We start from the raw sequence: 22,287 nt of genomic DNA, 5'->3' as shown, positions 1-22,287 counted from the left end.
AACCAGCAATTTATTGCACATCAATAGCATCAATGCTCAGATTTTCAGCATCTTCAGCCATCAATTTTATTTGGTAAGTTCCTGCGTTAATCATTGTTCCAGTACTTGTGTTATAATAACTCCATTTCCCTTTTTTGGAAGGTGGAAAAGAAATTAAATCTCCTTTTTTTATCACCGTTCCATTCGTTGCAACAATGGCTAACCTTGCCTGCAAAACTTTATCACTTGAATTATGATACTTTATCATTAAGGAATAAGTATCGGCAACACCCACTGAAATTGTCCACTCCAAAGCATCACCAGATGGTTTTTTGAAAGATACTCTTTCTTTTTCCATCAATATTTCTTTCACTGCACCTCCTAGCAATTTACCTTCAATGGCTTTATAACTTTTTACTGTTTTTAAATCATAAGCAGGTTCAATAGTACTGTTTTGGTTAATCATCAATAAGTAATGTGCTGAATTTTCAGGATTTTTACCCAACGTTAACTCCTCTCCTACCGATAAGCGTTTTCTTAAAACTTTATAAGCTGTATTGTTTTGATAAGTACTTTCGATGAAAGTACCCGTTTCCTCAAAACTAGTCAACCAATTTGGTTTTTGAATCAAATTGGTTGGTATCGCCACAAAAACATCAATATTTTCTGTGGCTGTAAATGTAAGCTTTTCTGTGTTCTGATTTTGGGCAAACTGTAGGGATGTTGCACTGTACAAATTTGATGGCAAGGATACAAATTGTGCATCATCGTCTGAATATACTTTATAGCCAGTATCCAACCAGTATTGCATTTTTGTATCAGTTTTTACTTCTTTCATTTGAATCAAGCCTGAATTTTGGGTAACTGTGCTTAATTTTTTATCCAAACTAGCAATCGCAATGGCTGAAATAAGTGCTTGACCAGCCTTAACATTCGGGAATGAAATCACTAATTGACCACCCTTAATTTTTACTTTCACTGTTTTCTTCAATGCACCATCGTGTCCTGCTTCTTTCCAAATATCTACATTTTTCAAAACCGTTTGCTCATTTACTGAAACATCAAATAAACGCCAAGCCGAACAATCCATGCCACCACCCGTGCCAAGCCAAGGTTCGGTAAAATACAATTCCACTAAATACTCTCCATCAGGAACATTAAAATGATATTTCAATTTTTCACGACCGTAACGAAATGTTTGAAATAATTGCCAATCTTTTGTACCAGTAATTGGGTCATTCGTTTTTCTTTGACTGGCAAAAAAACTTGGCATTCCTTTAAAATCATCTGCCCAAGAACTTGAACCCCAAGTATTTTTATCGGTTTTATGCTGGTCGGCTAACCATGTATTTCCTTCATGGTCGATGTACTGATTCCCACCACAATTTACTCTGTACAAATATTGGTAACCTTTTTTGGCTCTCACTACTTCTGATTTAGCCGAATAAAGACGCTGAAAATGTAGTGCTTTCGGTAAATGATTGAGTACGATATAATCTTTTGCCACAGCTTTTCCATTTACATAAGCTACTGCATACAAAACATTGTATTGAATATCTACGCCATCCCATTGAAAATGTGTTCCTATGCCATTTCGTTTTCTTTTTCCTAAAGAAACATGATTGACGTCGTTAAATAATTCTACTTCATCGGCATTAGAATACACAACGATGCTATCTTTTTTGCCAGTTTTCGTCCAACGGTCTGCCCAAGTATGCGAAGAAATATATACCATCGGCTCTTTTGTTTTGGAAGCATAATTTGCCCGAAACATATAAAAAACATCCAATGGCTCTTCCCAAGGCGTTAATAGGCCTTTGTAATTAACTGGCCCAACACGGTCGATTTCTCGTAAACCTTCTCCGCCTTGTACTCTTCCAGGGTTATCATGTGAATTTAATAACCAAAAGAAATGTCCCGCCGTTTTATCTTTCGCCGCTTCCGCCAAATGCACTTTCAATTCCATCAAATTGGTCATTTTGTCTTCGCAGAAACCTTGATTTTTGTGTAAATCTATGGTTCTCCAAGCACCATATTCACCAATTAATACTTGTCTTTCAACGTCTTCACCATATAAATTTGGGTCACCACCATAAGTACCAGTCCAGTTTTGCGGAACGTCCCAATCGGTTCCTTTTCCTCCGTTGCAAGTCGTTACTTTTCTTTGAGAAGAAGCCGTTGGGTCTAACTGACGAATCAATGCTGTACATTCTTTCGCAAAATCTTCGGGCAAAGTACTTTCGTTTTCCAAACCCCAAAGCACAATCGAAGGACTATTTCTACGTTCCTTAATCCAATCTTTTAGAAGTGTTTTGAAATTTTCTCTGAAGGCAGGCGTATCGTACCAAACATGTGCCGCCATTTGTGGCCACCACAAAATTCCCGATTCGTCCCAATATTGCTGATAGCGTAAATTATGAGGTTGATGTGCATCACGAAAGGCATTGAAACCAGCCGCTTTAATTTGCTGTACTCTGGCATGAATTTGCTCTTTGCTAAAGGCATGACTATTGCCAATCAGGTGTTCGTACTCGGCTATTCCATTGATAAAAACAGGTTTTCCATTCAATAAAAACTGTTTTGCACCTTTTTTACCAATTGGCCAACTAATGGTACGAATGCCATAATCTGTTTTTATTTCATCAATCAAATTGCCATTTTCAATGATTTTAGTGCGTACTTGATACAAATATGGATTCTCAATCGACCAAAGTATGGGATGTTTAATTTCGGGAAATTGCTGATTGACATTAGCGACAGTATTGGTGGCGAGTGTGATTTTTGAACTTATTTCACTTACTTTCTGACCATTTTTATTGAATAATTCATTCAGGATTATCAATGATTTAGGCTTGTTCCCATAATTTTTAATTTCTGTAGAAAGATGCAATAAAGCAGATTTTTCAGAAGCAGTGGAATCATTCCAAATGTGAATTCCGAAAGGTTGAATCCGTACTTCATTCGTAATGACTAAATGCACAGGACGAAAAATACCCATCGGTTGCGAACCTTCCGAAAAACCACGTTCTGGAGAACAGCCACCGCAAACCCAAGGTAAATCTTGAATATTGGCTGGATGGTCGGCTCGAACCGCTAAAGTATTATCTTGATTCTGACTTAAAATAACATCCGTTACATCCAACGTAAAAGTAGTTCTTCCACCTGCATGAGTACCTATTTTTTTCCCATTCAGCCAAACGGTTGCGTAAGAACTTACGCCTTCAAAGTACAGAAAAAAGCGTTTTCCATTTTTGAGTTCTTGTACTTTAAACGTTTTACGATACCACGCATAACCATGCTTATTGCCATGAAGCATTCTGCGATAACCTTCGTACTGATCCCAATTATGTGGCACATTTACTTTTTTCCAATTTTTCACCGAAAATGTGCTTATTTCAAAACCTGAAAAATTATCAAGCGAATCTTTAGCAGCAGTAAACCAATTATTATCTAATGAAATATCTTTCCGAAGAAGTGTTTGTGCTTTGGGTTGCATTGAATTCAACAACAAAAAAGCCAAACAAAATAAACTATAAAAGCATTTTTTCATTATTCCAATTCCCCATTAAATGTGTAAACTTTCCCTTTTGTCGTTTGGAAATCAATTTCCTTACTTCCGTATCTCAAGTAACAACGTTCTCCTGCTTTTGAAAGAATTTTTAGTTTTGTCAACTTACCATTTTTCCAAGTAAAATCTAATTCAAAACCGCCTCTTGCCTTAATGCCTTTTACGCTTCCTTCTTGTAAATCAGAGGGTAAAGCGGGAAAAATATCAATGTATTTGGTATGACTTTGCAAAAGCATTTCAGCAATACCAGCCGAACCACCAAAATTTCCATCTATCTGAAAAGGCGGATGTGCATCAAATAAATTGACATAAGAACCCCCAGCTCCACTGGCAGGACGAATTAACATTTTTACCATTTTCATGGCATGATTACCGTCTTTGAATCTTGCCCAAAAATTAATTTTCCACGCTAAACTCCAGCCTGTTCCTTCGTCGCCACGATAAATTAAGGATTGTCTAGCCGCCTTCATCATTTCAGGAGATTCTTCCCAAGTAATATCATTGCCGGGATGCACGCCCCATAAATGCGAAACATGACGATGCTTGTTCGTAGTATCATCTTTGTCTTCCAACCATTCTTGTAATTGACCGTATTTCCCAATTTGATTTGGTGCAATCTGTTTGTATTTTGTCAATAAAGTATCCCGAAATTTTTCGTCTAAATGCAATACTTTACTCGCTTCTATACAGTTTTTAAACAGATTTCTGATAATCTGATGATCCATTGTTGGACCAGCCACCAAACCCCCATTTTCTGGAGAATTCGCTGGTGTACTGATTAACCAACCTGTTTTTGGATCTTTTACCAGAAAATCAACAAAGAATTCCGCAGCTCCTTTCATGATAGGATAAGCTTTGTTTTTCAAGAAGTTTTTATCTTGGGTAAACAAGTAATGTTCCCAAAGATGCTGACTCAACCAACCGCCACCACTTACCCAAATCCCATGATTTGACGCATTGATGGGAGCAGTTCCTCGCCAAATATCCGTGTTATGATGTACCAACCAACCACGTGCATCGTAATGTGTTTTGGCAGTTTCTTTGCCATTTTTTGCCAATTCTTCAATCATCTTGAAAAGTGACTCGTGCATTGGCGAAAGATTGAGTACTTCGGCTGGCCAATAATTCATTTCTGCATTGATGTTGGTGGTGTATTTACTTCCCCAAGGAGGCGTTAGTAAATCGTTCCAAATGCCTTGCAAATTGGCTGGATGCGTGCCTAATCTGGAAGAAGAAATCAACAAGTAGCGACTATACTGCACATATAACGCAGCAAATGAGGGGTCTGAATGATGTTGAAATTGTTGTATTCTTTCGTCGGTTGGAAGGTTTTCGTACTTGTCTTTTCCAAAATCAATCGAAAAAGTATTGTAATATCGCTGATACTCTTTTAAATGTTTTTGTTTGATTTTGGCAAAATTTTGCGAAGTAGTAAGCTTACTTTTTTGAATATTGGCTAGTCTTTGCTGACAAATAGCTACAGGATTGCCCGAAGTATTTTTATAATAGATAAAATTTGTCGCAGCGACTAAATACAAGTTTACTTCGTCTGCATTCTCGACTGAAATCTTGTTATTTTCTATCGAAATTTTTCCGTTTTTCGCTTGAATCAATAAATTACTCTCTCCTTTCAGAACGCCATTTCTAACCGCTACAGATAAACTTAAAGTATGTTTATCAAGCTGACGAACAACATATTTTTTATGCGGACTGCTAAAACTTGCCTCAAAACTGATACTTTTTAACTGACTGGCAGAAAGGTGAATAACGATGGTTTGGTCTGGTTCGCTGGCAAAGTATTCTCTCGTAAATTGAATACCTTTTGAAGTATAAATGGTTCTTACAACCGCTTCCGAAAGCGATAATTCACGTTTATAATTGGCGAAATTTTGAAGTCCTTTAAAATCAAGAAACAAATCTCCAAAAGGCTGATAATCAGCTTGATATTTTCCAACGGCTGGCGGTTCATCGTTTTGAATAAAGTATTTCCAATCTTTTACCAAAGAAATTCTTTGTTCTCCATTTTCATTGGCTGGATAAATTCCGATGTGGCGAGTTGTGTCTTTATAACCCGCAATTCCTCCTTTATCAAAATAATTTATTACTTGAATGGCGATGCTATTTTTCCCAACTTTCAATAATCCAGCAGGAATTACATACTTTCTAACATCTGTATTATTGGTATTGCCAATTAATTTTCCGTTGATATAAGTAAAATCTTGGTCACGTACTCGGTTTAAATCTAATATCAGGTTTTTGCCTTTCCAGTTTTCAGGTAAATCAAAAGTGGTTCTGAACCAAAGCGCACCGTCTAAACCTTCAAAACCTACGGTTTCCCAACCTTCATAAGTTGGTACTTTAATCGTTTTCCAAGCTGAATCATCAAAATTTTCTGCGGCTGGATTTCCCGAAAAGCCTTTTAATTGACGAACTTCTGCAAACCATTCTTCACGTTTCCCTTCATTACTTTTAGTTCCCATGAATTTTGATTCCGCCAATTGTTCTGCCTCTTTTTGTTTGCCTTCTTGCAATAATTGTCGGATTTTACCTAAGTATCTAGCAGCGTCTGGATGATTATAATTGCGTGGTTCGCCCGTCCAGAGTGTTTCTTCATTAAACTGAATTCTGTCTTTTTTGACACCTCCAAAAACCATAGCACCAAGTCTTCCATTTCCAATTGGTAAAGCATCTGTCCATTTTTCCGCAGGCTTTTGGTACCAAAGTTTATACGCTTGAGCCTTGGTCAGCAATGGCAATAAAATGAAAAGAGCAAGACTTTTTAAGTTCATGAGTTCAGGGTTTGTGAGTCTATAAGTTTATGAGTCTATGAGTTTAGGATTTATCAGTAAAAAGTTCATGAGTTTAAGGTTTATGAGTGAATAAAATCTACTCATAAACCTTAAACTCATGAACTCATAAACTCCCTTCCAATTGTTTTAACTTTTTAGCTTTAGCGATTTGTTTTCCGTCAACAAATACTATAAAACCTTTACCTTTTCCGTACTTTTTACCTGTTTTATCCCAAAGAATTGTAAGATTCTTTCCGTGATAAAAAACGTTGTCTAAACAAAACCAATCCCATTGTTTTTCAGGAATTAATGGTTTGATTTCAAGGATATTATCTGCTCTTGGTTTTAATCCAACCAAATCATTGATAATCAAATCTGCAAAGCTTGAGTGATTATAAAATTTACTTCTTGGATTATCGCCTTTAAGCCATTCGCCATTTTTTTCATCCTGATATTCTCCCAAATACAATTTGCCATTCATTTGATGCGAATTGGCATATTTGTGTAATTCATCGTAAAAAACTTGAGCGTTCATCGCTCCATGATTTTTATAATTTGTCAACAAATTTGATAAGCCTTTTAGGGTTTGGGTCGTGGCATAAGGCCAAAGTGGGCCGTCCCATTCGCAACCGTGACCAGAACCGTGTGTTCTAAATAATGGGTGACGACGTTCGGCGGTGGTAAGTCCCCAAGGTGCTTTAAAACCCGTTGTATCAATCAATTGATTCCATGCTTTGGCAATATTGGCTTTGTCTTCAGGCAAATTAAAGTACCAAGGTATAAGGCCAATTGCCTCACGAGCATCCGAAAATCCTTTTGTCTTTTCAAGCTTTACTTTGAAGAAACTAGCTTTTTCATCCCAAAGATTATCAATCGTCAATTTTCTAAGTTCCATTGTTTTTACATCATATTTTTGGGCTAAAGTATCATTCTGTACCAACTTCGCCATTTCAACTAATGCTTTAGCATTTCCGTACATATAACTATTGATGGTCGGACGAATATTTTTCTCTTTTCTGCCCCCGCTGATAGATTCTTCCATCGCATCTTTTACATCAAATTGATAGAAAAGTTGATTGGGCAATTGCTTTTCTACTTCCCATTTTCTGTAATCGGCATCTAATGTCAAAAGATTTTTTTCGATAAAAGCTTTGTCTAAATTGACCAAATAACGATTATAAACAGCATCGTCAATCCAGCTACTAAAACCATGAAAACGCTGAACAGTATGTTTTGGGTCAACATCCAACCAGAAGGAAATATATTCATTGATATATTGCTGATTACGCAACCAACGTCCTTCATAAATATGATGTCCCAAAGCACTACTTACGGCATTGTGCTTGCCTGCATGATTTACTTTGGTGATAAATTCGGTGAAAATAAAGCCATCGGGTGTTTGTTTGAGATGCTTACGCAATGCCCACCAACGATAATAATATACTTTTTGAATGACAGAATCTGGACATTCAAAAATTGGAATATTCTGTGAAAGCCATTCAAAAGATTGGGCATTTGGCACAAAGTTTACGACTGCTTCATCGTCTGAGGCGTTAAATTCTTTGACAAAGTTTTTAAGTTTATCAGTCGATAAAATGTTTACTTTTTGGGCGAAAGTATTACTTATTACAAAGAGTAAAAGTATGGTGATAAGATTTGATTTATATTTCATTTTTTTTGAACCTTTAAACATGAGTCATCCCGAATTTTTTCTTAGAATAGTGAGATTTAGGACGATTTGAGAGGTTTTTATATTTATTATTGTACAATCCTTACTTTTCTTGTCTTGAAACAAGAAAAGTAACAAAAGAAATTCAAGAATTCCTAATCGCAGCGGCGAACCGCCTCGCTTCGCTCAAACAGTAGGAATTCGTTGCCCATCAATCACAAAAAAGCGGTCGAAATTAGTTTTTTGACCGCTTTTTTGTGATTTTAAAATTCGGGATGACTCATCTTTGAGATTAGATTAATTACTCAAATAGCCAATCAATATTTTTCTTATTTCCAGCTAAACCTGCATCTGAAATTGGAATTTCTTGATTGCCTTTCATAAAACCTACAACCAAACAAGCTCCTTTTCCTACATTCAAGGTATGCGTGCCAGGTTTGAAAGAATAAGCATGAATATTTACGGCTGGAAATCCTGCTATCAGTACTGCATTTGAAATCTTAATTTCCGACTGACCATAGTCATTTGCACTTGCATCTGTTTCTAATTCAGGTGCTTGCAAGAATTTACGATTTTTGTCATTGAAAAAACCTACCAAAAGTTTTACGGATTCTGTTGTCGTAAATGTCAAACTGGTTCCAACGATTTGTTGCTTTTCTCGGTTAAATTTCAAGCCTTTTAATTGCTTTAATTGAACGGCCAAATCAGAAATCGCTGATAAAGTATCCGTAAATACTTCCTGACCTTTTTCATTTTGATAAAAGCCTTCTGAACCAGCAGAAATTTTTACTTCCACGTTTTCAAAAAGTGTAGCTTGTTTTACTGAAACATTTTTTTGTGATTTCAGAGAATCAATTGAAAACTTAAAACGAACTAATTCTTTTTGATACACTGGCAACATTTCTTCCCAATGTATAAAAGTTGCATCCACACCACGCATCGGAATTTTGCGCTGTTTGGTTTGCATACTGTTGGCATACAAATACGCATTTTTAGTATATTTTACTAAATCCGTAAAATGATTTACGCTACTTTGCAAAAGCGGTAAAGCTTTTTCTAAATCTTTCACATCGTTTGAATATTTATAACGAAGTACCGAAAGACTCGCTCTTACTTTCTCTGCATAAAAATTCGCCATCGCATTGTAGCAATAAGTATCATTCTTCAAACGTGCGAATTCTGTTTTATCTTTCGTTACAAATTTGGAAGCTTTATCAATGGCTTCAACGGCTTTTTTTCCATGTGCCACAACTTCATCCGCTACTCTTACAGGCGTTTCGCCAATGTGTTTTTCATTTTTCCATTCTTTTTCGGCATATTCTATAATCATTTCGCCTTCTGGTGCTTCCGATTCATACAACATCGTAAACAAACCATAACGGAAAGGATTTATAAATTGTGTCATCAACATTCCTAAAGTAAGAGTTTGGCGATTTCCGTCCGTAATGCCATAACGGCGAAGTAATTTCGGAGAAATTTCTCCTGTTTCTTCCATCGCTGCCAAGACATTTTTGGCCTTTTCTTGCGGTAAACCGTACTTTTTAGCCAATTCTTTCCCCCAATAGTTTACTTCATTTTCACGTTTTCTATTTGAATTCCAAGCGTATCTTGCCCAAGTTTTATACCACATCCAATCACGGTCAATTTGTAATAAACGCTTATCCGCTTTATCAGCCGTAAATGGCCAATCCCAATAAGACGCTTGTGGATATAAGTGCAAAGCATTAGCTTCATAAACACTGTGCATTGCCAAAACAGATTTCTGGATAAAGTCGGGCGAGCTGTAGCGGAAAGGCTCAAGATTGGCTAAAATATGTACATTTTCTACATGAACCGTTCCGATTCTACTTAACTTTCTATGTAATTCTGCCCAAGAACCTCTTGGTGTATAAGTAGTCAAGGCTTCTCCGTTAAATTTTGCCATGGTAAATAAATTTTTGTACAATGGCAATGCTTCTTTCATTACTCTTGGTGCATCGGTGTCGTGTGCTCGCAAAACGATTGGCGGTTCTGTCGTTTGCCCGATTGCCTTCAAACCATCTTGCACGCCCGGAATAATGGTTTTTGTAAACCAATCAACATCATCCTGACCAACACCTTCCATGGCTTCGCCCAAAGTAATCAGTAAACCAACATTTGGATATTTTTCGACAAAAGCGGCGATAGATTTACGAGTATAATCTGCAATGATTGGAATAATCGGACGATTGCGGTCTTGTGTTTCAAGATTGTGTTTTTCAGCAAAAGGTTTTGGAATGATAATATTGTAAAACATCTGAATCACCCAAATACCTCTTTTATCGGCTTCTTGAGTTAGAAAACGGAAAATATCTTCGTTCTTTTTAAAAGTTTCATCATCAACTTCTACGGCATAAGGATACTCTTTTAATTTCACTAAAGATGAAAAAGGATGCCCATTCCACAAATACAAAGAATTATATCGGTTTTCAACCATCATGTCCAAATACTGAATCCACATGGCTTTATCATAAAACCAAGGAAAACTTTCGGGCGTGTATGGATATTCGTAAGTTCCTCTTCCAGGCAATAAAGTTGGTTTTTGTAAACCGATGCAAGTACCACGCAAAACCATTTCTGGTTGTTCACTGATATTTATTTCCTCGGATAATTTTCCTGTTTCTTTAATTTGATTTACCAATTCCAAGCAACCATACAAAACGCCAGAAGCATCTTTCCCAACAATTAGCATGGGTTTATTAATTGCTTTTGAGATAGAGAATCCTTCTTTTCCTAAATCCTTCTTATTGTCAAGATTGTATAAAGAAAGTATATTTTGAAGCTTTTCGTCAGATAAAGTACTTATCACGATGACATTTCCTATTTCTTTTGTTTTTGAAACAGGTTTAATCTTAACTTCATAGCCAATTGTTATTAAAGCGGAACGAAGCTTCTCCACACCAAATTTGATACGAATTTGACTAGCATCCGTCACTAAAATGGTAGCTAAACGTTTTTTTTGTGGAATTATCTCAGCGAATGTTATCGCACTGAAGCTACAGCTAATGAGCAGGTTAAGGATAATATATTTCAAAAACTTATTCATAGAAATGAGTTGATGTATTGATAAAACAATTGGACAGCCTTTGAACTTTTAAGAAAAATCTAATAAAGTATTAATAAAATTCAACTTCCCCAAAATAACGTTACAAATTTATTGTTAAAGCTAGGGCTTTTACTCTATCATTTTTTCTAACTATTGTACAATTTTATCATTTCTAAATGACAATGATTTTTTGATAAAAAGATTTCAACTCTCTTAGAAAAAGAATTCTCCAACCCCAATATTTAATCCAAGTATCTCTCTTGAGTATGAACAATAAAAAAACGGACGAAAATTCATCCGTTTTTAATCAATATTCCTAAATATTATAACTCATAAAATACTTCGTAAGTATTGCCTTTTTCAAGTGTTAACTCGTATAAATCGTTTGTCAAAGCTTTGATTTCTCCATCTTTGCTATTGGGCTTTATTTTACTTTTAAATCTTAACGTTCCTACTCCAGCTGCACCAGTTACTTTGATTTGTTTGGAGCTACAATACACTTTTACATCGCCATCGGGTGTTGGTACTTTTCCTTCTATCCATTCCAAACCGCCTAATTGTGGTTCTACTAAATAGGTTTTATATGCCGCAGAAGTAGGTTTTACACCTAAGAAATATTTCCCTAATAAGTATATTGGACTTGCTCCCCAAGCATGACAAAGGCTTTTCCCAAATGGGCGACCGTACATCGCATAATGTTCATCGCCTTTTTTGTTGGGATTGTATTCTTCCCAGAAAGAAGTAGCCCCTAAATTCAACATACCGCCCCAATAATCTTTCATTTCTTTCAACACATAATTTTGCTCGCCCAAAGCACAAAGTGCCTCCAACTCATAAAAACGCATGTATGGCGTTGTTATTTTTTGAATTTTATCGTTCAAAAGCACGTGTTTTTTAACGTCTTGCTTTTGAGCTTCGTCGAGATAATTGAAGAAAATTGCAAACATATTGGCATAACGAGTTACATTTTCGGTTTGCTTTCCATCCACTCGGCTATGTACCAAAGCATGTTTTTCGTTGTTCCAATAATTGGTGAAAAGCTTTGCTTTTAGCTCCGTCGCCAATTGTTTGTACTTCACCTCATTTTTGGTATCGTTTACAATATTGGCACAAGTTGCCATCGTTTCTAAACTTCTCGCCAAAAGCAATTGCTCAAAACTTACTTCTCCTTTTTTACTCAACCCTTCTGCCCAATCGATAAAAACCCAATCGCCCGTTAAGCCTTCCATCATGCCATTATTATTTCTTCTTGACAAACAGTAATCCATCAAACTTTGCATTCTTGGATAAAACTGTTGAATAAAAGTTTTGTCGCCCGTATATTGGTAATAATCGTTGATACCGATAAACCAATAAAAAGTATAATCCATGATGGTATTGATGTGACTTGTTACAGGGTCTTTTCCTCTGAGTGCCAATAAAGTACGAGTAACCGAAGGAGAATCGAACAATAAATAATAGTTCATCAAATAACTTTGGTAAGCATCGCCTGACCAAATCCAACGGTCACGTTTGATTCCGTCAATGAAAAACTCACGGGTATTCAAATGAAAAGTATAATTTGAAACATCATAAATTTTATTGATTTGTTCGTCCGAACAACGGAATCCGCCACGGTCGGCTACAGGTAAAAACTCATATAACATCGATACTTCATCAAGCGAAACGCCAGCCTCAAATTGCACATTGACAAAACGAAAAGCTTTTGAAAGCTCCATCGTTATGTCTTTTTTCTTGGCTTCATTTACTTCAATTTCGTCTAAAGTCTCGCACGTTTCAGTCGCCAAAGCTTCTTCTTTAGATTCTCCGTAGTAAATTTTCAGTTTCCCTTTTCCTTTTAACCCTTGTAATTTGATAAAACCAAAAGTCTCTTTGCCAAAGTCCAATAAAAGGCTTTGTGCTTTTCTTTCTGTTTTTACAGCTTGCTGAATTTTGGTTTCTAATTTGAATTTTGAAGGAGGCGTTAAAGCTGAATTAAAATTCCAGAAACCTGCTTTTAGCCAATTTGTACCAGATTGGTCAGAAGCTTTTCCTGTTTCATCAATCCATTCTTTGTCTTCAAAAGTAACGAGCCAAGAAGCATCCGAAACCACTTTTTTGCCTTGCACAAAAATGGCTGGCACACGGTCTTGACAAAATACTTTCAAACTCACTTTATGTTTTCCAGCGGGTACAGTGATTTTTTTCGGAAAACCCGTAATCGCTTTTCCATCAATTTTTACATTGAATTGTCCTTCTACAGCCAATAAAACTTCTTCCGCAATGAGCAAATCAAAATCTTTATGAAAATCAACTAAATTGTAATGGCTATCCAATTTCCAAAATGGCGGGAAAAACGAACCACGCTCTGTTCTTCTATTTTGCATTTTGTTACTCAACCAAACCTCAAAATCACCCGGATACCAAATCCAAGTAGCTTGATTTTGAGCCAAAGTAGGCGAACAAAAAGTCAGGAAAGTCAAGAAAGCTAACAGCTTTGTTTTTAGAGAGATTTTTGTGGAAAGTATTTTCATCATTTTAAAATTGAATTTTCATTAGTTAAAAAAAAGGTAAAGCCCAATCATGACAATCGTTAATAAAAGCCACGAAATCCATACTTTTTTACTTGGTTTTTCTATGCTATTTTGTTCGTCTAATGTTGCCAAATAAACAGTTGGAGCTTTGTCTAATAATGAAATAATGATAGATAACACCGTTAAAAAGGCAAAAATGAAAAAAGAAAGTAACAAATAATGCGGCCAAATAGGATATTTATCAGGCGTAAAAACCCAGAGATACATTACTCCTACACCCAAACTAAACACTGAACCCGCCGAAAGTGTAAAGTTTACTGCTTTCTTGGTCGTTCTTTTCCAGAAAACAGTTAATAAAAAAACAACAGCTAAAGGAGGTGCAATAAAACCCAAAACCGATTGAAAAACATCGAATAAATTCAAGCCTTTGATAGTATCAATTGCCAAAGCCATCATGATGGCAAAAAAGCAACCCGCAATTACCGTCATACGACCAACCCTAATAATTTCATTATTGGTAGCTTGAGGATTGATTTTCTTCAAATACACATCCATCGTAAAAACGGTACTTAGAGAATTCAATGACGAACCAATCGTTCCGACAAGTACTGCAATCAGCACAACGATGACCAAACCATTCATGCCGGGCGGGAAAAGATTCGTCACCATCGTCATATATGCTTCAGATGGGTCTTTTAAATTTGGAAAAAGTATGTAGCATAAAATTCCTGTCAGGATGAATAAAGGCAAAGAAAGTATTTTAAGCCAAGCGATAAAGTTCACGCCTAATTGACCTTGTTCTAAATTTTTCGCTCCCAACACCGATTGCACCATTGCTTGATCGGTACAGAAAAAAGCCACTGCTGCTACTGGATACCCCAATAAAATGGCATACCAAGGATATTTTGGGTCACTTGCAGGATGAATCAATGTCCAATAATCTGCAGGAACACTGTGATATACTTTGGAAATTCCTCCTACTTTAATAACACCCAAAACAGTAAGCGTCAGTGAAACTGCAATCAGTAAAATCATTTGAAAAACATTTACTTTGGCAATGGCTTTGAGTCCACCCGCAAAAGCAAAAAGTCCAGCAAATAATACCAAGACAATCACAGATTGCCACATCGGAATGCCTAAAATTTGTCTTACTAAAAATCCACCAGCGAACAAACCCAATGATAACCAAGAGATTAAGATTTTAATCAAGGCATACCAAGCTAAAATTGTTTGGGTAGAATCGCCGTAACGTTTTCCCATGAATTCGGGCATGGTACTTACATTTGCAGCTAAGTATTTTGGTGCAAAAACAATTGCCAGCAAAAACAAAAATACAAAAGCGTACCAATCAAAATTAACAGCTACGATTCCAGTACTGTAACCAATACTGGCAAAAGCAAGTAACATAGAAGGTCCCACGTTTGTCCCCCACATATTAAAGCCAATGCTTGACCAGCCCAACGATTTATTGGCTAAAAATAAGGTTCCTTCTTTATCAGATTTGTCTGAAAAACTTGCTCGATAACCAATAACAATCAATATCACCAAGTAGGCAACAACGATGCTATAATCTAAAATGGTTAGGCGTTCTACGATGCTTCCCATTATTTATGATTATTTAAAATGTCTGCACTTAATTGATGTGTTGCCAAAACATCAGCAATTTTTACGGGTAAACCTGTTTGTAAAGATTTATCCATTGCTTGCAATAAAGCCACAGTTCCAACGCCCTCTTTGATGTTTGGATAAGCTGTTTCGCCACTTTCAAGGCAATCGGCAAAGTATTCTAAATAGTTTTGGTACTCGCCAGCATGATGACTTTTACCCTCAAAACGGAAATAATGCTTAAGCTTATGTTCCCAAGTTTGTACAATTTCTTCTCCTGTGTTGGTAGTAACCGCATAACGTAAATCCATATAATCGGCTTGGCTACAGCCCTCTGTTCCTCTTAAAATACAACTCATTTCGCTATCTCGCACCACTGGCTGAACTGGTCCAGTATATGCACCACTTACTCTAGCTATTCTTCCGTCAGTCGCTTTAAAAATAAAGTGCATGGTGTCTGCATTTTTCAAACCGCCCTTCAAACCGTTTGAACTCAACATGCCATAACCCATTACTTCCTCAATGTTTGGCAAATACCATCTGATAAAATCTACTGGATGACTTAAACCGCCATAAAGCCATTTAAAAGCATTTTCTAGCGACCAACCTTTGTCTAAAAACCATCTGTGGTCGGCATGATAATAGCCTTCAATCGTAATTAATTCACCGATTAATCCTGCTTCAAAGTCAGCTCTTTGCTTTTTCATAGGTTCGAAAAAACGAGAGCTTTGCCCTACAAATACTTTCTTGCCAGTACTTTCTGAAAGTTCAATTAGTTCTTTGGCTTTCGATAAATCATCAATAAAAGGCTTAGTGCAAACAACGTGTTTTCCATGCAATAAAGCTTGTTTGGTATGTTCTGCATGAAATTTATCGGGCGTATAAATGGCAATAATATCAATACTTTCATCGTCTAATAAATCTTGATATTCAGTTGTATAATTATGAAAGTCAAATTCTTTGGCTCTTTGCTTACACAAATCAATGTTGCGGTCGCATACTTTTACCAGTTCTAATTTTGTACTTGCCAAGGCTGCCGACATCGTACTTCTTCCTTCTCCTAAACCTAAAATTCCTAATTTCAACATTTGTATTGCTATTTTTTAATTTTGAGAATCTAATTTTTAATTACTCGCTGGTTTCAAGAAAACCCACGTTTCACCTTTTTTTGTACCAGAAATTCCTTCTTGATATTTTGTCATTAATTGATTCCATTCTACCATTTTAGGATTATTTTCTATCGTTTTGGAATTGAGCTTATCCAAACTTTCACCTTTAGGAATACTGATGACCAACATCAATTGTCTGCCATTTTTATAAATCAATAATTGTTGAAAATCAGCATTACAAAAACCTTGTGATACTTCTGACCATTTTTCAAACTGTGTAGCATGATAGTTTAAATACTCTTTTTGTAAAGTAGTATCAGCTACTAAATTGGCAGTGAGTATTGTATGCGACCATTCTTTTACCGACTTCCCATTTTTACATTTTTCTTGATTGAACTCATAAAACAAATCATCATAAGTCTTGATTTGAATTTTCGGAAAAGCATTTTTCAGTCTTTCTCGCAGCAAATACACATCTTGTACTTTATCAAAAATCACTACATGATTTTCCCATTGAAATAGTGCTTCTTGCGAAACCTTACTTTTCAAGAGTATTTCATCTAATTTTTTTCGGTCTATCGTCTGACCATTTTCTGAAATCAATTCTACAATAACTGGTTTTTCAACATTGATTTCCCAATACTTATCTGCTTGCTTTTTGTCTTTTAACAAATAGGCATATTCTGTCTGAATTCCAGCTTTTACTTTAATGCTGTCTGCTACTTGTGGCCCGTTATTTTGCCAAGTATTTCCCGGGCCATTGGCATTTTGTAGAAATTTTGCTGAGGGACTCCAATTATCTTTTATCGTAAAATAAGAAGAGCCTTCGTCTGTGTATAAATAAAACCAATGGTTAGGGATGTGTGCGTAAGGAGCTTTGTAAATGCTATCGACATAGTTTTCGGAAATGACAGAACCGGGCTGTGCCGACAAAGTATAAATTGCCGCAACATCGTACATGTGTTTGGCATAATGATGAATTTTGTTGGCTGAAATGTAATTATTTTTCATGGCGTTGATGGTTTTTGTCCAGCCCCAACCCATACTTATGCCTGAATAGGATACTTCCGAAATGTCATTGTGTTCGATATTAATGCCTCTTACAAAACCCGCTCCGATACCAACAGCACCCCAATCTTCGTTGGTAACATCTGAAATTAAGTTATTGCTAATCAGCAAGTTTGTACAAATTTCTCTTTCATCAGAAGGATTATAAGGCAAATGTATTTCGGTAGCTTCATCTGCAAAAACACCTGCTTGAATACCCGTTCCGCCAATATCTTTGAAGAGATTTCCTTTGATAGAATTATCATGAACGCCCTTGTGATAATCTAAACCAGTAGAAGCCAAATGTTCAAAACGGCAAGCTTCAAAACCTGTATGATTGGCATAAGAAACTTCCACCGCAGCTTTTGGGCGACCAACCCAAGCTTGATTTTCTAAGGTTTTTTTGTCTGGCGTTCCAGGCATTTTGAGTTTGTAAGCATCCAACATATACAAACCAGCTTGATGCGGAACGTGCCCTTGCTGAGAAGGACGCAACCATGAAGTATGACAAAAAATAATATTTTTGAAGAAAACGTGTGATACTTGATGATCAATTGTACCTTCCATTCTCACCAAAGTTTCAAGTGAAGGAGCAATTACTTCCGCTTTTTCCATTACTTCATTGGCTCGTGGAATATAGTATAATTTCTCAGCTTTTTTATCCAAAAACCACTCGCCAGCTTCGTTCAAAAACTGGATGGCATTGGTTAAATAGAAAGCGGAATTTCCTGTTTCTTTTGAAATCCACGGTGCAGGCCAAGGATGCTCAGACTGAATTTTACTTTCTGGTTGAAAAAAAGAAAGCTTTGTACTGTCACCTTGAACTTCCATTTTTTTGATCCGTAAATTGGCAATCGCCCACCATTGGTGAATAAACATTTCTACACCGTTGGCTTTTGCTATTTCTGGGAATTTTGGTGTTGGAATCCAGCAGGTTTCTTCTTTTTTATTCCAAGATAAAATACGATTCATTGTTGGATAAGGAGTATCTTTTGCACGAATCGCTTTTTGATTATTCACCCACAATTGTCTGAAATCCAATATATTTCCTCCAACTTTTGGTGCATCTGCCACCCAAACTTTTCCAATCGCTTCTTTTGGCAAACCGATAACGTTACCTTTTACTTTTGTCCAGCCACTTAATGAAATACCGCCGCTGATGACTGGTTTTTCATTTGGAGCTGCTTCTATTATCGTTGGACTCAATGAAGTGCCAGCATCTTCTGGACGAATCGTGATAGGTTCGTATAATTGATAATTTCCTTCACGAACATAAATATGAATGGCTTTTGAGAAATTGTTTTCTGACAATCTACGCATTTCACGGACTTTTCGAATCGCCATCGAAACCGTTTGAAGCGGATTTTCTTTTGTCCCTAAATTAGTATCAGCACCATTTGGGGCAACCCAAATATCCGTCTGTGCCTGAATTTGTGTTGAAAAACAGCAGCTCAAAAAAGCAAGTATGTAGTGGTAATGTTTCATAATTTATTGCTGGAAAATACTTTTCAAAAAAGCAGTATTTGCACCAAAATTTCCTTTGACATCTCTTGGTTTATTCGCATCTCTTGAACGCTCAATAACCAACCAGCCAGTCCATTTCATTTTATCAAGCGTGGCTTTTACTTTTTTCATGTCAATTTCTGGGTCGTTTTGTAGCCAAACGCCATCTTTATTGGTGCAGTGAATCATACAAATGTTTTTCTTGCCTAATATTTTCAACTCTTTGTATAAATCTCTTCCTTCTTTTAAAGGACTAGAAAAATTGAAGTAAATTTTAATTCCTTCCGAACCTATTTCCTTTAATAATTTTACCTCTTCGGTCGCACTCAATGCTGTTTCTATACCGATTATAACTCCAGCTTTTTTTGCCATTTCACCTGCAATTTTTAATCTAGCCACTACCGAATCTATCAGGGCTGGGTCTTTTTTTAAATCACATTGAACGCCTAAAGGCAAAAAGGCAATTTTGATATTCATCAATTGCATCGTTTTGATACAATCTTCAATTGATTTTTTGTACTCTTCTCTTCCACAAAAAGACTGAGCATAATAGCCAGTCATCGCCAATGAAAACATTTCAATGTTCAATTCTTTGGCTTTGTTCAGAAAAACTGTTCTGATAGAATCATTCGCCAAGGCATTTTCAAATGTTGGGCGTTTGCCCAAACCTCCCATGTCAATTTCTACTCCATCTGCTCCAATTTCCTTCGTGAGCGTCAATGCACCTAGTTTTTGCCTTTTCAAAAGCATCAAATCTACGACACCAATTTTATATTTTTGATTTATTTGGGCAATACTCTTCAATGGTAACGAACAGAGAAAAGTCGCTGTCGTTACTAAAACCGCTATGGATAGCTTTCTCATTTTATCTAATTTTTTATCGCTTCGGCGAATACTTTCTCTAATGTTTCAAAATCTTTCACCGCACTTTTGGGCAGATTTTCACCTTTTTCACCGAAAACATACATGGCTGAAAATGGCTCAACCGTTACTTTGGATTCATCCATTACTCCCGTTTTATCTTTCAATTTTTTCACATCCAACTGGAATTTTTTTGCTAGAAAATCATACAATGCCAAGCGTTTACTTTTTCCATAATCATGACCTTCTTCGGGAAAATGTACATTTTTTACTTCGTCTGTTTTTCCGTAAAAACCATAGACTTTTTGAAGAAAAGGAAATTCTGTTTCGGGAACATGTTGTGTCCAATCTTTTCCGTCTGATAAAATTAATTGTGGTCTTGGTGCTGCCATTGAGGCAATTTCTACATTATTTGTCCCATTTCCGCAAAGATGTACGCCCATTCCGCTTTCGCAAGGACAGCCACCACTGTGGTATGAGGACAACATTACGACGGGTACACTCAAAGTAATTCTATCGTCCAAAGCGGTAATTAACATCGTTTGGCTTCCACCGCCCGAACCACCAGTTATGCCCACACGACTAGCATCTGCATTACTAAATGACAATAACCAATCTAAAATTCGGATACTGTTTAACGTCTGCATGGTTTGTGCCAAACTTTTTCTGTGATTTTCAGACTTAAATTGTAAAGTAGATTCTCCCCAAGCAAAAAGGTCATAGCTAAAAGCGATAGCTCCCATTCGAGCTTGCATCGCACAACGATACTGACAATCAGCACGGTAACGACCATCCCCGAAGTGACCGTCAGGATTTAAAATCACAGGAATTTTCCCTTTACTTTCCAAAGGCATGTACAAAGAGCCACAAACATAAACACCAGAAATCGTCTCAATCGCCACATTTTCAACGGTATAGCCGTTCATGATGCGTTTATTATTCGTAATTACTTTACTTGTTGGCTTCGCTGGCAACGGTGAAAGTTTCAGCGCTTTCCACATACAAGCTTGTAATTCGTCTTTACGTTTTTCCCAACTGGCTTCATCATTGTATAAAGTAGATAAGTACGTAAGCTGTTGTTCGCCTTCTTCGGGAGTTTTTAAATGATATTGATAAGGTTGAAGTTTATACTTTTTCTCGGCTTCTTTGGCGAAAGTAATATCTTGCGAAGACAATACATTCGTCATCGTTTTTTCAAAATCTGGTCTGAAACGCCAATCTGCATACGTCACCCATTTATCTTTTACTAAATCTTCGGGGTAGCGAATCTTCACTTTAAAACGAGTTTCAATTTGAGCAATGACCTCTTTCAAAGGTTTTTTGAAAGCATTATCAGCATTTTGAGCCAAAGAACAATAGCTCAACAACAAGAAACAGCAAGTTTTTAGGAATTTCATACGCTTAGTCTTTAGTAATTTCTCCGCCCTTTGGTGCTTCGTATCCTTTGATTTTCGGCCATTCTCCATTGGTAATTTTCTTCAATTTCAATTTAGAAGGGTCGATTACGGCATGTTTAATTTTCTTTCTTCGCCAAGTATAAATTACGTGAACCAAACCATCTGACGTTTGAATGATGGAAGGATATGAATATTGACTTATTGGCGAATCTTCAATAATTAAAGCTGCATACCATTCTTTTCCGTCTTTCGTTAGCGATAAGTTTAAGGGTGTTCTTGGCCCTTTTGCTAAATCGCCCGGCGGTAAAACATGGTTATAAACCAATAAATGTTTCCCATTTTTCAAAGTCACAGCGTCTGTTCCAGAATTATTATTTGGTAAACTAGCTTTTGCTAAAGGCGACCAAGTTTCTCCATTATCAGTTGACCACGATTCAATAATTGCTCTGTCTCTACTTCTTGCTAAAATTTGTAATTTACCTTTTCCATGATCTAAAATACTTGGTTGAATGGCATTAAAAGTTTTTCCATCATTGATTGGGCCAACGATTCTCCATGTTTTCCCAAAATCTGGCGTTACTTCAAAATGCAATTTCCAGCCTGAACCTTCTGTACTTGTCGGACAAAACAGGTTTCCGTTACTCAATAAAACTGGCTTATTTTTTACGGGGCCGATATAACCTTCTGGTAAAGCTTTCGCTTCCGACCAAGTAAGACCATTATCTGAAGATGTTTTTAACCAACCTTTCCATTTCGCAGGGCTTGGGCCTATTTTGTAGAAAAGCATTAAATCGCCATTCGGAATTTGGAATAATACTGGGTTCCAGCAAGCATATCGTAAAGTATCGTTCACGATGCCATTCGCAACGTTTTGTGGTGCTTGCCATTTACCATTTTTATGGCTACTTACCCAAATACAAACATCAGGATTTCGCTCTTTCGTACCACCAAACCAAGCGGCAACCAAACCTTTGGGCGTTTCGGCAATGGTGGCGGCATGACTTTCAGGAAAAGGCGGATTTTCAACCACAAATTCATCCACCAATAATCCCGATTTCCATTTTTGTGCAGTCGTTTGGTTTACTACAAGTACGCAAATCACCGATAGTATCGTAAATAAGCTTTTTTTGAACATGATATTCGTATTAAATTTTAATATTTTGAGAGTATTTTTTCTGAAAAT

11 protein-coding genes are annotated in these 22,287 nt (G+C 36.6%); all 11 read right to left on the bottom strand.

Annotated elements, in window-relative coordinates; translation table 11 throughout:
- Positions 1 to 10: 10 nt before the first annotated feature.
- On the bottom strand, positions 11 to 3,529 hold the full coding sequence (locus HNP25_RS11920; RefSeq protein WP_184134401.1) for a malectin domain-containing carbohydrate-binding protein: 3,519 nt from the start codon (positions 3,527 to 3,529) through the stop codon (positions 11 to 13).
- Positions 3,529 to 6,336 carry a glycoside hydrolase family 95 protein gene (locus HNP25_RS11915; RefSeq protein WP_184134400.1) on the bottom strand — a complete coding sequence of 936 codons (2,808 nt, stop codon included), beginning with the start codon at positions 6,334 to 6,336 and terminating at the stop codon, positions 3,529 to 3,531. Before HNP25_RS11915 ends, HNP25_RS11920 begins: the two co-directional genes overlap by 1 nt.
- A 124-nt stretch (positions 6,337 to 6,460) precedes the next feature.
- The gene (locus tag HNP25_RS11910) at positions 6,461 to 8,008 is read right to left on the bottom strand and encodes an MGH1-like glycoside hydrolase domain-containing protein (protein WP_184134399.1); all 1,548 of its coding nucleotides are present in this window, start codon (positions 8,006 to 8,008) and stop codon (positions 6,461 to 6,463) included.
- 298 nt (positions 8,009 to 8,306) lie between these two features.
- Positions 8,307 to 11,069 (bottom strand): alpha-d-galacturonidase, encoded by a 2,763-nt coding sequence (locus HNP25_RS11905; RefSeq protein WP_184134398.1) that lies wholly within the window; start codon positions 11,067 to 11,069, stop codon positions 8,307 to 8,309.
- 323 nt (positions 11,070 to 11,392) lie between these two features.
- Positions 11,393 to 13,585 (bottom strand): alpha-L-rhamnosidase-related protein, encoded by a 2,193-nt coding sequence (locus tag HNP25_RS11900; RefSeq protein WP_229202847.1) that lies wholly within the window; start codon positions 13,583 to 13,585, stop codon positions 11,393 to 11,395.
- A gap of 18 nt (positions 13,586 to 13,603) precedes the next feature.
- Positions 13,604 to 15,187 carry a sodium:solute symporter family transporter gene (locus tag HNP25_RS11895; RefSeq protein WP_184134397.1) on the bottom strand — a complete coding sequence of 528 codons (1,584 nt, stop codon included), beginning with the start codon at positions 15,185 to 15,187 and terminating at the stop codon, positions 13,604 to 13,606.
- A complete protein-coding gene (locus tag HNP25_RS11890) occupies positions 15,187 to 16,275 on the bottom strand; it encodes a Gfo/Idh/MocA family protein (protein WP_184134396.1) in 1,089 nt (362 codons plus the stop codon). Before HNP25_RS11890 ends, HNP25_RS11895 begins: the two co-directional genes overlap by 1 nt.
- Before the next feature lie 36 nt (positions 16,276 to 16,311).
- Positions 16,312 to 18,828 (bottom strand): L-rhamnose mutarotase, encoded by a 2,517-nt coding sequence (locus tag HNP25_RS11885; protein ID WP_184134395.1) that lies wholly within the window; start codon positions 18,826 to 18,828, stop codon positions 16,312 to 16,314.
- 3 nt (positions 18,829 to 18,831) lie between these two features.
- Positions 18,832 to 19,710, bottom strand: coding sequence for a sugar phosphate isomerase/epimerase family protein (locus HNP25_RS11880; protein WP_184134393.1), 879 nt, complete (start codon positions 19,708 to 19,710; stop codon positions 18,832 to 18,834).
- Positions 19,711 to 19,715: 5 nt separating this feature from the next.
- On the bottom strand, positions 19,716 to 21,104 hold the full coding sequence (locus HNP25_RS11875) for an alpha/beta hydrolase family protein (RefSeq protein WP_184134391.1): 1,389 nt from the start codon (positions 21,102 to 21,104) through the stop codon (positions 19,716 to 19,718).
- 4 nt (positions 21,105 to 21,108) lie between these two features.
- The gene (locus HNP25_RS11870) at positions 21,109 to 22,239 is read right to left on the bottom strand and encodes a sialidase family protein (protein WP_184134390.1); all 1,131 of its coding nucleotides are present in this window, start codon (positions 22,237 to 22,239) and stop codon (positions 21,109 to 21,111) included.
- Positions 22,240 to 22,287: the final 48 nt, after the last annotated feature.

The organism is Arcicella rosea (assembly GCF_014204325.1).
In the GTDB taxonomy this organism is placed as follows: Bacteria; Bacteroidota; Bacteroidia; order Cytophagales; family Spirosomataceae; genus Arcicella; species Arcicella rosea_A.
Note: the sequence above shows the minus strand (reverse complement) of the source record. Positions and strands in the feature narration are given on the sequence as shown.

Coding starts and splice junctions, on each gene's coding strand:
- HNP25_RS11870 (WP_184134390.1), bottom strand. CDS start 22,239: ATGTTCAAAAAAAGCTTATTTACGATACTATCGGTGATTTGCGTACTT.
- HNP25_RS11915 (WP_184134400.1), bottom strand. CDS start 6,336: ATGAACTTAAAAAGTCTTGCTCTTTTCATTTTATTGCCATTGCTGACC.
- HNP25_RS11900 (WP_229202847.1), bottom strand. CDS start 13,585: ATGATGAAAATACTTTCCACAAAAATCTCTCTAAAAACAAAGCTGTTA.
- HNP25_RS11890 (WP_184134396.1), bottom strand. CDS start 16,275: ATGTTGAAATTAGGAATTTTAGGTTTAGGAGAAGGAAGAAGTACGATG.
- HNP25_RS11905 (WP_184134398.1), bottom strand. CDS start 11,069: ATGAATAAGTTTTTGAAATATATTATCCTTAACCTGCTCATTAGCTGT.
- HNP25_RS11875 (WP_184134391.1), bottom strand. CDS start 21,104: ATGAAATTCCTAAAAACTTGCTGTTTCTTGTTGTTGAGCTATTGTTCT.
- HNP25_RS11885 (WP_184134395.1), bottom strand. CDS start 18,828: ATGAAACATTACCACTACATACTTGCTTTTTTGAGCTGCTGTTTTTCA.
- HNP25_RS11920 (WP_184134401.1), bottom strand. CDS start 3,529: ATGAAAAAATGCTTTTATAGTTTATTTTGTTTGGCTTTTTTGTTGTTG.
- HNP25_RS11895 (WP_184134397.1), bottom strand. CDS start 15,187: ATGGGAAGCATCGTAGAACGCCTAACCATTTTAGATTATAGCATCGTT.
- HNP25_RS11880 (WP_184134393.1), bottom strand. CDS start 19,710: ATGAGAAAGCTATCCATAGCGGTTTTAGTAACGACAGCGACTTTTCTC.
- HNP25_RS11910 (WP_184134399.1), bottom strand. CDS start 8,008: ATGAAATATAAATCAAATCTTATCACCATACTTTTACTCTTTGTAATA.